Source organism: Pantoea sp. SYBGC1, assembly GCF_057197005.1.
In genome coordinates this window covers 14,585-25,684 of record NZ_JBXUNM010000017.1, presented here as the reverse complement: position 1 = coordinate 25,684, position 11,100 = coordinate 14,585, and the positions used below count along the sequence as shown (strand labels likewise).

General features: G+C 54.2%; 16 protein-coding genes. 6 read left to right on the top strand and 10 right to left on the bottom strand.

The annotated features are described in order from the left end of the window. The first annotated feature begins 308 nt into the window (after window positions 1-308). On the top strand, window positions 309-863 hold the full coding sequence (locus AC2CF9_RS17895) for a gamma carbonic anhydrase family protein (RefSeq protein ID WP_150018765.1): 555 nt from the start codon (window positions 309-311) through the stop codon (window positions 861-863). Here the strand turns inward: AC2CF9_RS17895 and AC2CF9_RS17890 are convergent. Genes AC2CF9_RS17890 through dprA form a run of 6 tightly spaced genes read right to left on the bottom strand, consistent with a single transcriptional unit; the run spans window position 839 to window position 4,626 of the window. Further along, window positions 839-1,087 carry a DUF1488 family protein gene (locus AC2CF9_RS17890; RefSeq protein ID WP_484557582.1) on the bottom strand — a complete coding sequence of 83 codons (249 nt, stop codon included), beginning with the start codon at window positions 1,085-1,087 and terminating at the stop codon, window positions 839-841. The two genes, AC2CF9_RS17895 and AC2CF9_RS17890, sit on opposite strands and share 25 nt — an antisense overlap. Beyond that, a complete protein-coding gene (aroE, locus tag AC2CF9_RS17885) occupies window positions 1,084-1,902 on the bottom strand; it encodes a shikimate dehydrogenase (RefSeq protein WP_484557581.1) in 819 nt (272 codons plus the stop codon). Before aroE ends, AC2CF9_RS17890 begins: the two co-directional genes overlap by 4 nt. A 3-nt stretch (window positions 1,903-1,905) precedes the next feature. Next, the gene (gene tsaC / locus AC2CF9_RS17880; RefSeq protein ID WP_094112088.1) at window positions 1,906-2,481 is read right to left on the bottom strand and encodes an L-threonylcarbamoyladenylate synthase type 1 TsaC; all 576 of its coding nucleotides are present in this window, start codon (window positions 2,479-2,481) and stop codon (window positions 1,906-1,908) included. A 2-nt stretch (window positions 2,482-2,483) separates the two neighbouring features. Next, window positions 2,484-3,032, bottom strand: coding sequence for a DNA topoisomerase family protein (locus AC2CF9_RS17875; protein WP_484557580.1), 549 nt, complete (start codon window positions 3,030-3,032; stop codon window positions 2,484-2,486). A gap of 24 nt (window positions 3,033-3,056) precedes the next feature. After that, on the bottom strand, window positions 3,057-3,530 hold the full coding sequence (smg, locus tag AC2CF9_RS17870; RefSeq protein ID WP_039380755.1) for a DUF494 family protein Smg: 474 nt from the start codon (window positions 3,528-3,530) through the stop codon (window positions 3,057-3,059). After that, the gene (dprA, locus tag AC2CF9_RS17865; protein WP_484557579.1) at window positions 3,502-4,626 is read right to left on the bottom strand and encodes a DNA-protecting protein DprA; all 1,125 of its coding nucleotides are present in this window, start codon (window positions 4,624-4,626) and stop codon (window positions 3,502-3,504) included. Before dprA ends, smg begins: the two co-directional genes overlap by 29 nt. Before the next feature lie 113 nt (window positions 4,627-4,739). Here dprA and def point away from each other — a divergent pair, with 113 nt between their 5' ends. The 5 genes from def to mscL all read left to right on the top strand — a co-directional run bounded on the left by def (window position 4,740) and on the right by mscL (window position 9,482). Further along, the gene (gene def, locus AC2CF9_RS17860; RefSeq protein WP_039380757.1) at window positions 4,740-5,252 is read left to right on the top strand and encodes a peptide deformylase; all 513 of its coding nucleotides are present in this window, start codon (window positions 4,740-4,742) and stop codon (window positions 5,250-5,252) included. A 21-nt stretch (window positions 5,253-5,273) separates the two neighbouring features. Then, a complete protein-coding gene (gene fmt, locus AC2CF9_RS17855) occupies window positions 5,274-6,218 on the top strand; it encodes a methionyl-tRNA formyltransferase (protein WP_484557578.1) in 945 nt (314 codons plus the stop codon). 46 nt (window positions 6,219-6,264) lie between these two features. Beyond that, a complete protein-coding gene (gene rsmB / locus AC2CF9_RS17850) occupies window positions 6,265-7,551 on the top strand; it encodes a 16S rRNA (cytosine(967)-C(5))-methyltransferase RsmB (protein ID WP_150018772.1) in 1,287 nt (428 codons plus the stop codon). A 31-nt stretch (window positions 7,552-7,582) separates the two neighbouring features. Then, complete coding sequence (gene trkA / locus AC2CF9_RS17845) at window positions 7,583-8,959, top strand: Trk system potassium transporter TrkA (RefSeq protein ID WP_150018773.1); 1,377 nt, start codon at window positions 7,583-7,585, stop codon at window positions 8,957-8,959. Between the two features lie 112 nt (window positions 8,960-9,071). Beyond that, window positions 9,072-9,482: a large-conductance mechanosensitive channel protein MscL gene (gene mscL, locus AC2CF9_RS17840; protein ID WP_039380768.1), complete on the top strand. Its 411-nt coding sequence runs from the start codon at window positions 9,072-9,074 to the stop codon at window positions 9,480-9,482. A gap of 17 nt (window positions 9,483-9,499) precedes the next feature. Here the strand turns inward: mscL and AC2CF9_RS17835 are convergent, their stop codons facing one another. The 4 genes from AC2CF9_RS17835 to rplQ form a co-directional block, all read right to left on the bottom strand. Next, a complete protein-coding gene (locus tag AC2CF9_RS17835; RefSeq protein ID WP_150018774.1) occupies window positions 9,500-9,718 on the bottom strand; it encodes an alternative ribosome-rescue factor A in 219 nt (72 codons plus the stop codon). A gap of 31 nt (window positions 9,719-9,749) precedes the next feature. Then, window positions 9,750-10,208 (bottom strand): Zn(2+)-responsive transcriptional regulator, encoded by a 459-nt coding sequence (gene zntR / locus AC2CF9_RS17830; protein WP_484557577.1) that lies wholly within the window; start codon window positions 10,206-10,208, stop codon window positions 9,750-9,752. Window position 10,209: 1 nt separating this feature from the next. Further along, a complete protein-coding gene (locus AC2CF9_RS17825) occupies window positions 10,210-10,581 on the bottom strand; it encodes a DnaJ family domain-containing protein (RefSeq protein ID WP_484557576.1) in 372 nt (123 codons plus the stop codon). 105 nt (window positions 10,582-10,686) lie between these two features. Then, the gene (gene rplQ, locus AC2CF9_RS17820) at window positions 10,687-11,073 is read right to left on the bottom strand and encodes a 50S ribosomal protein L17 (protein ID WP_003850180.1); all 387 of its coding nucleotides are present in this window, start codon (window positions 11,071-11,073) and stop codon (window positions 10,687-10,689) included. Between the last annotated feature and the right edge of the window lie 27 nt (window positions 11,074-11,100).

Sequence of the window (11,100 nt, the reverse complement as noted above, 5' to 3'; positions counted from 1 at the left end):
CGTCTGCTGCGAGGTGGCGTATATTACGCTTTCCTCTTCCGGAGTCAACCACTTTTTTCAGCGTTTTTCTCCGGCGGGGTGAATCGCTTCACGCCCTGCTGAGCCCGTCTGCGTTGCCGCTTTGCCGTCTCAGTGGTGGCGCATTATAGGGATCCGAATTTTTTGCACAACCCCTTTTTTCGATCTTTTTTACTGAGTGGCGAGTTTCTGTTCTTTTCGCTGCGATCGCGAGCGATCCGGTTAAATTTCACCTTGTTCAGCACTGCATTTAGCTGCACGCTGGGAATAATTGATAAAGGAGAAAGATCATGTCTGTAGCCCTGCGCCCCTATAAGTACTCTTTTCCGCAAACCGGCGAGCGTGTCATGGTAGATAGCAGCAGCGTTGTTGTGGGTGATGTCCGGTTAGATGATGATGTCAGTATCTGGCCGCTGGTCGCGATCCGCGGTGATGTTAATCACGTCATCATTGGTAAAAGAAGCAATATACAGGATGGCAGCGTTCTGCACGTCACGCATAAGTCAGCCACCAATCCCCAGGGTTATCCTTTACTCATTGGCGAAGATGTGACGGTCGGGCATAAGGCGATGCTGCATGGCTGTACTATCGGCGATCGCGTGCTGGTCGGCATGGGCTCAATCGTACTGGACGGGGCCATCGTTGAAGAGGATGTCATGATCGGGGCGGGCAGTCTGGTCCCCCCCGGCAAGCGTCTCGTTAGCGGCTATCTCTATTTAGGTAGTCCGGTGAAACAGATTCGCCCGCTTACTGACGCTGAAATTGCCGGCCTGCTTTACTCATCCGGCAATTACGTCAAATGGAAAGATGATTATCTGAATCAGGAGAGCCAGACCCAGCCCTGATCGCTGATGGCGTCCGTCAGAATAAGCTTTTCAGCTTCCTCTTCTATATCCCAGCGATGTGCGCAGAACAGCGCCATCGCCTCTCCCTCACCAAAACGTGCATGAAGCGCGGACTGAGAAATAGCACAGGTGATTCCCATGCCATTGACCAGAGCAGGAAAGATGACTGCCTGCTGCTGCCGATCCCAGCATTCCCGTTCAGGAAAATGAATCGCCTGATTCATGGCTGCATGGCTCGCTTTAACGTATCGATCACCGGCGTTATCTCCGGCATGACACCGTGCCAGAGATGAAAAGCGTGTGCAGCCTGTCCCACCAGCATGCCCGTGCCATCCGCCACGACGTCAGCGCCCTTCTGCTGGCACCATAGAAGAAAAGGCGTCAGGCCCGGCTGATAAAACATGTCATAGCAACGTACCCCACGCTCAATTAGCGTGGCAGGTAAAGGTGGGATGTCGCCTGCAACACCGCTGGAGGTGGCATTGATAATCAGATCAAAAGCCTGTGCACTGAGCCGGGCAAAGTTTACTGCCTCGATCTCTCCGCAGTGACTAAACTGTTGCGCCAGCTCTTCAGCACGGCTGGCGGTGCGGTTTACCACCACCAGCGAGCAGCCGGCGGCAAGCAGTGGCTGGATCACACCGCGCGCAGCCCCCCCTGCACCGACCAGCAGGATCCGATCGCCTGGCTGGATCATCTCCAGCCTTTGCAGATCGCTGAGCAGGCCGATCCCGTCGGTGTTATCCCCGAAAAGCGAGCCATCACTTCTCTTATGTAGCGTATTCACTGCGCCAGATAGCCTGGCGCGCTCACTCAGCGCGTCAGCCAGCGACCACGCCTGCTGTTTAAACGGCAGGGTCACGTTAGCCCCCCTCCCCGTCGCAGCGAAAAAGGCGCGCAGCGTCTGCGGAAAAGCATCCAGCGGCGCGCAGATTTGACCATAGCTGTGAGCTATACCGGTTTGCCGCGCAAATTCGCGATGAATAAAGGGGGACTTACTGTGCGCAATCGGATGGCCAAAAACGGCGAAGTTTTCCATCTGTCAGCCCTGGCGAATCAGTTCACCGCTGAGTACATCGCGGATCTCTGAAGGGTTAAGACGTCCTCCGGTGGCTGCCTGCAGCACCGGAAACGCAACGCCAAACTGCTCAGTGACTTCAGCAGCGGTGCGACAGGGCGGCATGCCGGTCAGGTTTGCGCTGGTAGAGACCAGCGGTTTGCCAAAACCACGGCATAATGCCTGAACGTCAGAGTGATTACTGACGCGGATTGCCAGTGAATTGAAGCGCCCCGTCAGCCAGCGTGGTGTGCTGGATCTTGCCGGCACCACCCAGGTTACCGGACCAGGCCAGGAGGCAAACATACGTTCGCGCTGCTCCGCTGTCAGTTGCTCATCGTCAATATAGGGCGTCAGCTGGGTATAGTCAGCGGCAATGAGGATCAATCCTTTCTCGACCGGACGTTGTTTCAGCTGCAGCAGCGCCATCACTGCACGTTCGCTGTCAGGGTCGCAGCCAAGGCCAAATACGGCTTCGGTGGGATAGGCGATTACGCGCTGCTGCTTTAGCTGTTCAATGCAGAAGTCAGCGCTTCCTGGAATAGATTGAGACTGGTTCATGGTTACTCTTCATCTGGCACAACGGGCTTGCCGCAGCGTTTACTGGCGCAGAAACGCCTGACGCCCTGTGCAGTTTTCTTTTCTATTAGTAAGGGGAACTGGCAGTGCGGACACGTGCCGTCAACCGGCGTAGCGTTAATCGCAAACTGACACTCAGGATAGCGATCGCAGGCGTGAAACGTTTTGCCATAGCGCGAGCGTCGCTGGACCAGCTTACCGCTGGCGCACTGCGGACAGGCAATAGACGTCACGTCAGGTTTATCAACGGCTTCCGTACAGTGGCACTCCGGATAACCACTGCAGCTGATAAACATGCCAAACCGCCCCTGACGCAGTACTTTGTCTGCACCACACTGCGGGCAGGCATGTCCTTCCAGCACCTTAACGATATGGCCATCCGCCTGATTTTTCATCGGCCGGATATAGTCGCAGGCGGGATAGTTACTACAGCCCAGAAACGGGCCTGTTTTGCCAGAACGTATGACTAATTCTGCCCCGCACGCGGGGCAGGGTTCCTGTTTGCGCACGCTAAACAGCGCTGATTTATTCATATTACCCGGGGTATTCATTACAGATTAATGCAGCATACCTTCATTGACGTCGAATAACAGTTCTTCCATTTGCTGATAGGCATTTTCGCATCCCGGAATATTAAACAGCACCATCAGCACCACCCATTTCAGATCCTGCAGATCGAACTCCAGCGTATCAAGCGCCATGACCCGTTCGATAACCATTTCCCGCGTTTCCATGTTCAGTACCTGAATCTGCTCAAGGAACAGCACGAAACCGCGACACTCTGCATCTAAACGCTGGCTCTCTTCCTCAGTGTAGATACGCATAGAGAGAGGATCGTTTGCCAGTAATACCGGTGCGACCAGCCCCTCCTGGTAATCCGCCAGCCGTTCAAGCCAGTTCAGCGCATTATAGATATCTTCACGGTGAAAACCGGCGTCGGTTAGATCATCAGTGAGTTTATCCTGATCAACGCGCATCTCAGCTTCGTTATGAATATAGGTTTCAAACAAGTACATAAGTACGTCGAACATGGCATGCCCTCCTCAATCGGACATAGCCGCCGGGTACAGCTGCGATCCATCCTGCTAACTCCAGTTCGAGCAATTGTGCAGCGATGACTGGCACAGGTTGGCCGGCACGTTCAGCGACGACGTCAACAGGTGTAACCTCATCACCTACGTTAGCCAACGCGCTGAGAAATGGCAATGGAACATCGTCACTGAGTTGTGAATAAATTGTGTCCGATTGGTTTACGGGCAGCCACTGCAGCGTAGAGTACAGATCCTCCAGAATATTATTGGGATGAGCAACCAGCAGTGCGCCCTGCTGTATCAGCCAGTGCACGCCTTCACTGCCGGCGTTACCCAGCGCACCGGGCAGCGCATAAATATTGCGGTTTTGCTCAAGTGCATAACGCGCCGTCACCAGCGAACCGCTTTTCAGCGACGCCTCTACCACCAGCACGCCATAGCTTAAGCCACTGATAATGCGGTTACGTCGCGGGAAGTTCACGCCATGTGGCGCACACGTCAGCGGCAGTTCAGAAATAAGTGCACCGCCGTGGCTGATTATGTCGCAGGCCAGCGCCTGATGCTGCTTTGGATAGAGACACTGTAATCCACTGCCCAGTACCGCCAGCGTCTTTCCTCCGGCAGCCAGCGCGGCACGATGCGCAATACCATCAATACCGCGCGCCAGTCCGCTGGTAATAGCCAGACCACTTACAGCCAGCTGCTGCGTAAACCACTCTCCCCACTCTTTCCCGTAAAGTGAGCAGTTGCGGCTGCCGACCACGGCAAGCTGAGGCTGAGTAAGCGCTGCTGCATCGCCAGCGACAAACAGCGCGGTCGGGTAGCGCGCGGTCTCTTTGAGCCGCTCCGGATAACGAGCATCTGTGCAGTCAATCAGGCTATGCTGCGGCTGCTCCAGCCACGCCAGTGTGTTATCACGCTGGCGCGGGCACAGCGTCAGGTAGTGCTGCCGCTGTTGTTCACTCATTCCCTGAACGCGCAGCCACTCATCATCCACTCTGTCAGCAGCCTTTAACGCCGTCATAAAGCGGTGCGCTTTGTGACCGCTCAGGCCCCGTACGTTTGCTGCTCTGAGCACTCTTTCCAGCTTTTCCATTTTGCCTTCCATGACCGCCGTGTCTGTGCCGTGCAATGCTGTCAATCGGGCCCTGAAAAGTCTACAATATGAACCAGTAATCTTTTCTTTAACGCATATAGATCTGGATATTTATGTCAGTTTTGCAGGTATTACATTTTCCTGACGATCGCCTTCGCAAAATTGCTGCACCGGTTGCAGCAGTTGACGCAGGGGTTCAGCGTATCGTCGATGATATGTTTGAAACGATGTATGCCGAAGAAGGCATCGGTCTGGCGGCTACACAGGTTGATATCCACCAGCGTATTATCGTTATCGATGTCTCTGAAAATCGAGACGAGCGCCTGGTGCTTATCAATCCGGAGCTGCTGGAAAAAAGTGGCGAGACCGGTATCGAGGAAGGCTGCCTTTCTATTCCGGAACAGCGTGCATTTGTGCCGCGCGCCGAGCGCGTCAAAGTTCGCGCGCTGGATCGTGACGGTAACAGCTTTGAACTGGAAACGGATGGCCTGCTGGCAATCTGTATTCAGCATGAGATTGACCATCTGGACGGCAAACTGTTTATCGATTATCTGTCACCGCTGAAACGCCAGCGTATTAAACAGAAACTGGAAAAACTGGCTCGCCAGAATACCCGCGCATCCTGAGAGCGAACAGAAGGCTAAATTGTGTCTGCACCGTTGAAAATTATTTTTGCCGGTACACCTGACTTTGCAGCGCGTCACCTTGACGCGCTGCTTGCATCTGAGCATCAGGTAACCGGCGTCTTTACCCAGCCCGATCGTCCTGCCGGACGCGGCAACAAACTCACTCCCGGCCCGGTAAAAGTGTTAGCCCAGACGCACGGTATACCGGTTTTTCAGCCCAAATCCCTCAGGCCGGAAGAGAACCAGCAGCTGGTAGCCGATCTGCAGGCAGATATCATGGTCGTCGTGGCCTACGGGCTGATCCTGCCACAGGCAGTGCTTTCAATGCCCCGTCTCGGTTGCGTGAACGTTCACGGCTCGCTGCTGCCACGCTGGCGCGGCGCGGCGCCGATTCAGCGTGCACTCTGGGCTGGCGATAGCGAAACCGGTGTGACCATTATGCAGATGGATGCAGGCCTCGACACAGGCGATATGCTGCTCAAACTCAACTGCCCGATTGGTCCGGAGGATACCAGCGCTTCGCTTTACGATCGTCTGGCTGAACTGGGGCCGCAGGGCCTGCTGCAGACGCTGAATATGCTGGCGACCAATCGCGCACAGCCGGAAATCCAGGACAACGCTCTGGCGACCTACGCTGAAAAGCTCAGCAAAGAGGAAGCCCGGCTGGACTGGACGCTGCCGGCGGCGCAGCTTGAGCGCTGCATCCGTGCCTTTAACCCCTGGCCGGTAAGCTATTTTCTTATCGATGATCAACCGGTAAAAGTCTGGCAGGCAACGGTGCTGCCGCATCAGGATAAACAGCCGGGCGAAATCCTGCACGCCGATAAACAGGGCATTCAGATCGCAACCGCAGATGGTGTTTTAAACCTGTTATCCCTGCAGCCAGCTGGCAAAAAACCTATGTCAGCTCAGGACCTGCTCAATTCACGTCGCGAATGGTTCACTCCCGGAACCGTTCTGGCCTGATCCTGTCGCCCGGCTCGCGCCGGGCCCAATTGCCTGATGAAATACTATGAAAAAAGCGACTAACCTGCGCAGCCTGGCGGCGCAACTGATCGAACGTGTGGTGGATAAAGGCGAATCGCTCAGCGCTATCCTTCCTGCCGCGCAAAAAACCGTGGCGGACAAAGATGGCGCCCTGCTGCAGGAGTTGTGCTTTGGCGTAACGCGCACATTACCCCAGCTGGAAGCACTGATCGGCAAGCTGATGGAGCGCCCGTTAACCGGTAAACAGCGCGTGCTGCACTACCTGATTATGGTTGGCCTTTATCAGCTGCTTTATACGCGGATCCCGCCGCATGCCGCGCTGGCGGAAACCGTTGCCGGCGCAGAAGTCCTTAAGCGGGCTAACCTGAAAGGGCTGCTGAATGGTGTGTTACGCCAGTTTCAGCGTCAGCAGGAGAGCCTGCTGGCAGAAGTGGATCAGGCACCGCAACGCTATCTGCATCCTGGCTGGTTACTGAAACGCCTTCAGCACGCCTGGCCGCAGCAGTGGCAGGCGATTACCGAGGCCAACAATCAGCGTCCGCCAATGTGGTTACGCGTCAATCGCCAGCATCATACGCGTGATGCCTGGCTGGCATTGCTGAATCAGGCGGATAAAAATGGCATCTGCGGCGATGCGCCGGATGCTGTACGTCTGGAATCACCGGCACCTGTAAGCCAGCTGCCGGGGTTTGATCAGGGATGGGTTACGGTTCAGGATCTTTCTGCGCAGCGTTGTGCACTGCTGCTCGAACCTCAGCCGGGCGAACATATACTGGATCTCTGTGCAGCACCGGGCGGTAAAACCACACATATCCTGGAAGTGGCACCGCAGGCCAGTGTGATGGCAGTTGATATCGATGAGCAGCGCCTGAGCCGCGTGCGGGAAAACCTGCTGCGCCTGAACATGACTGCAGAGGTGCGTCAGGGCGATGGCCGTACCCCTGCGGCCTGGTGTAACGATCTGACATTTGACCGTATTCTGCTTGATGCGCCCTGTTCTGCAACCGGCGTGATACGTCGCCATCCTGATATCAAATGGCTGCGCCGCGATCGGGATATTGCGGAGCTGGCAGCACTGCAGCGTGAAATCCTTGATGCCATCTGGCCACGTCTGAAATCAGGCGGCACGCTGCTGTATGCGACCTGTTCAGTATTGCCGGAAGAGAACCATGAGCAAATCCGCACGTTTCTTGCCGACCATGAGGATGCCATCGCGGTGCCACTGCCGCAGGGAGATGAATATGGCTGGCAGGTCTTTCCGCACGCTGACGGCGGTGACGGCTTTTTCTACGCTAAGCTGATAAAAAAATAGTGCGGCGCACGCTAATGAGAGCAACAGAGCGATGAAAATTATTATCCTCGGAGCCGGTCAGGTCGGCGGTACGCTGGCAGAGAATCTGGTGGGTGAAAACAATGACATCACCGTGGTAGACAGCGACCCTTCACGTTTACGCGTGTTGCAGGACAAATTTGACCTGCGCGTTGTTCACGGCCACGGTTCTCATCCGCGTGTGCTGCGCGAAGCGGGCGCAGAAGATGCCGATATGCTGGTTGCCGTAACCAGCTCGGACGAAACCAATATGATCGCCTGTCAGGTAGCTTACTCGCTGTTTAACACGCCAAACCGTATTGCGCGTATTCGTGCAGCGGACTATCTGCGCGATGGCGACAAATTGTTTACACCGGAAGCGGTGCCCATTGACCACTTAATCTCTCCTGAACAGCTGGTTATCGACAATATCTATCGTCTTATCCAGTATCCTGGCGCCCTTCAGGTGGTCAACTTTGCGGAAGGGAAAGTAAGCCTTGCCGTGGTTAAAGCCTATTATGGCGGCCCGCTGGTCGGCAATCCGCTCTCTATCATGCGCGAGCATATGCCGCACATCGATACGCGGGTTGCAGCTATTTTTCGTCAGGATCGCCCTATTCGTCCGCAGGGATCAACCATTGTAGAAGCGGGTGATGAAGTGTTCTTCATTGCTGCCAGCCAGCATGTTCGCGCGGTAATGAGCGAGATGCAGCGGCTGGAAAAGCCTTACAAACGCATCATGCTGGTAGGCGGGGGCAACATCGGTTTTGGTCTTGCGCAGCGGCTGGAAAAACATTACAGCGTTAAACTTATCGAGCGTAATCAGCAGCGCGCCGCTGAACTGGCAGAAAACCTGCAGGACACCATCGTATTTTATGGCGACGCCTCCGATCAGGAGTTGCTGGCTGAAGAGCATGTGGACCAGGTTGATCTTTTTATTGCCGTGACCAATGACGATGAAGCCAACATTATGTCAGCCATGCTGGCTAAAAAGATGGGGGCGAAAAAAGTCATGGTGCTGATACAGCGTCGCGCCTATGTTGACCTGGTGCAGGGCAGCGTAATAGATATTGCCATCTCACCACAGCAGGCCACTATTTCTGCCCTGCTGAGCCATGTGCGCAAGGCGGATATTGTGGGCGTTTCGTCGCTGCGCCGCGGCATTGCAGAAGCGATTGAAGCGATTGCACATGGCGACGAGAGCACGTCACGTGTGGTTGGCCGGCAGATTGAGAATATTAAATTACCGCCCGGCACGCTGATTGGCGCCATCGTGCGCGGTGATGAGGTAATTATTGCTAATGCAAACGTCAGAATCGAACAGGGTGATCATGTAATCATGTTTCTGACAGACAAAAAATTTGTGCCGGATGTAGAACGACTGTTCCAGCCCAGCCCGTTTTTCCTCTGATAATCGCTGGACTGCATCTCCCTTCACGGCCTCGCTTTAATGCGCTGCAATAATGGAAAATGCGCTAAGGTTTGTTAGACTTTAGCGATTGGCTTAGGCAAGGGAGATAACCATGAGTTTATTCAAAGAGTTTCGCGATTTCGCTATGCGTGGCAACGTAGTGGATCTGGCAGTCGGTGTCGTGATTGGTGCTGCGTTTGGTAAAATTGTTTCATCATTAGTGGCGAATATCATCATGCCTCCGCTGGGCCTGCTGATTGGCGGCGTGGACTTTAAACAGTTCAGATGGGTGCTGAAACCGGCAGAGGGTGATGTTCCTGCTGTCGTAATGGAGTATGGCAATTTTATCCAGACCGTATTTGATTTTGTCATTATTGCATTCGCGATTTTCATGGCGATTAAAGTAATGAACAAACTCTATACCAAAAAAGAAGTAGAGAAGCCGGCACCGAAGCCTTCCAGCGAAGAAGTGCTGCTGACGGAAATCCGCGATTTGCTGAAGCAGCAGAATACAAAGATCTGACAAAAAAGCCGCCTGGCTCAGGCGGCTTTTTTTATGTCATAGCAAAAGGCCAGTGATAAACAGTGTTGCTTATCGCTGGCCTCCCGCAGCTGTCCCTTTGCATGTTTCTCTTTACGCCGATAGCTACCCTTACCTTTCTGGTTACGCTCGATCCGCTGACGATAAAGCGGGTCGTGCAGTAACGCCTCCAGCGCATTATCATTGATGATCCCTTTGCGATGCTGATAGTGACTCATACCTTTCTCCTGATAAATTTCGGAGGTAACTTTACTCTTTCTGTCCGGCGTTGCAATCTTTACCGCAGCACGCTTCTGGCTGCGGATCGTTCCCAGTCTCCAGCGCTTCAAGGATAGAACAACAGGCGGAGCTGTGTTGCTCGCCACAGCAGGTTTGCGCCAGCCGCTGCAGTGAGCGCTGAATGATCTGCAGTTCAGCGATAACATGATCAACCTCTTCCAGCCTGCTGGCCACGATCGCTTTCGACTCCTGACAGGTGTGATGATCGGGTTCGATCCTGATAGACAGTAATCCCCGGATCGCTTCCAGAGTGAAGCCAAGCTGACGTCCGTAACGAATAAACCGCAGACGCTGCAGATCCTTATCACTGTAAAGTCGAAAGCCGCCTTCGGTGCGCATCCTGTGCTCCATCAGCTGCTGCTTTTCATAAAAGCGAATGGTATCCGGCGTCACTTCCGCAAGCCGGGCGAGTTGACCAATGCGATACATACTATTCACCCTGCTTAAGACGTTGTGCAATATCAGCACGATAAGGGCTGTATAAAAATTCGGTACTCAGGCCAGCCTGCTGCAGTTTATTTTCGAGGAGTATGAGGCGCCGGGATATTTCAGCGTGAGAAGGTTCCTCTGCCTCAAGCGTCTGCAGCAGCTTATGAAGTTCAAGCGCCTCTTTCCGCGCTTCGAGCTCAGGCGGAAGATAGCCGGCATTCTTTAACAGACGATATGCGGTACGCAGTTCAGGGGGAACCGCGCTGTCATCATCCAGCTGTAACGGCGCACCCTCACCGGGGAGATTGCTTAGTTCGCCTTTTGCCTGAGCTTCACGAATGTGCTGTTCAGCCAGTTGATCGATTAACCACATAGCGCTCTCCTGTCGATATCTGACAATGACTCAGGAAATCATAGCGGATGACAAATTTCAGACAATAAAAAACCCGCCGGAGCGGGTTTTCTACGATACTGCAGATTACTCTGCAGCAGCTTCTGCTTGAGCTTCTGGACGATCAACCAGCTCGATGTAAGCCATCGGAGCGTTGTCACCAGCACGGAAGCCACACTTCAGAATACGAGTGTAACCACCGGCACGGCTCGCGAAACGCGGGCCCAGCTCGTTAAACAGTTTTGCCACGATCTCGTTATCACGAGTGCGGGCGAATGCCAGACGACGATTAGCTACGCTGTCGGTCTTGGCAAGAGTAATCAGCGGCTCAACTACGCGACGCAGTTCTTTGGCTTTCGGCAGAGTCGTTTTGATGATCTCATGACGAACCAGAGAACCAGCCATGTTGCGGAACATAGCCTGACGATGGCTGCTGTTGCGGTTCAGTTGACGACCACTCTTACGATGGCGCATGACCTTATCCTTCTCAGTGAAACCTTA

What these genes read in the sequence shown, in the direction of transcription:
- AC2CF9_RS17895 (WP_150018765.1), top strand. Translation starts at nt 309, where the DNA reads ATGTCTGTAGCCCTGCGCCCCTATAAGTACTCTTTTCCGCAAACCGGC.
- AC2CF9_RS17890 (WP_484557582.1), bottom strand. Translation starts at nt 1,087, where the DNA reads ATGAATCAGGCGATTCATTTTCCTGAACGGGAATGCTGGGATCGGCAG.
- aroE (WP_484557581.1), bottom strand. Translation starts at nt 1,902, where the DNA reads ATGGAAAACTTCGCCGTTTTTGGCCATCCGATTGCGCACAGTAAGTCC.
- tsaC (WP_094112088.1), bottom strand. Translation starts at nt 2,481, where the DNA reads ATGAACCAGTCTCAATCTATTCCAGGAAGCGCTGACTTCTGCATTGAA.
- AC2CF9_RS17875 (WP_484557580.1), bottom strand. Translation starts at nt 3,032, where the DNA reads ATGAATAAATCAGCGCTGTTTAGCGTGCGCAAACAGGAACCCTGCCCC.
- smg (WP_039380755.1), bottom strand. Translation starts at nt 3,530, where the DNA reads ATGTTCGACGTACTTATGTACTTGTTTGAAACCTATATTCATAACGAA.
- dprA (WP_484557579.1), bottom strand. Translation starts at nt 4,626, where the DNA reads ATGGAAAAGCTGGAAAGAGTGCTCAGAGCAGCAAACGTACGGGGCCTG.
- def (WP_039380757.1), top strand. Translation starts at nt 4,740, where the DNA reads ATGTCAGTTTTGCAGGTATTACATTTTCCTGACGATCGCCTTCGCAAA.
- rsmB (WP_150018772.1), top strand. Translation starts at nt 6,265, where the DNA reads ATGAAAAAAGCGACTAACCTGCGCAGCCTGGCGGCGCAACTGATCGAA.
- trkA (WP_150018773.1), top strand. Translation starts at nt 7,583, where the DNA reads ATGAAAATTATTATCCTCGGAGCCGGTCAGGTCGGCGGTACGCTGGCA.
- mscL (WP_039380768.1), top strand. Translation starts at nt 9,072, where the DNA reads ATGAGTTTATTCAAAGAGTTTCGCGATTTCGCTATGCGTGGCAACGTA.
- AC2CF9_RS17835 (WP_150018774.1), bottom strand. Translation starts at nt 9,718, where the DNA reads ATGAGTCACTATCAGCATCGCAAAGGGATCATCAATGATAATGCGCTG.
- zntR (WP_484557577.1), bottom strand. Translation starts at nt 10,208, where the DNA reads ATGTATCGCATTGGTCAACTCGCCCGGCTTGCGGAAGTGACGCCGGAT.
- AC2CF9_RS17825 (WP_484557576.1), bottom strand. Translation starts at nt 10,581, where the DNA reads ATGTGGTTAATCGATCAACTGGCTGAACAGCACATTCGTGAAGCTCAG.
- rplQ (WP_003850180.1), bottom strand. Translation starts at nt 11,073, where the DNA reads ATGCGCCATCGTAAGAGTGGTCGTCAACTGAACCGCAACAGCAGCCAT.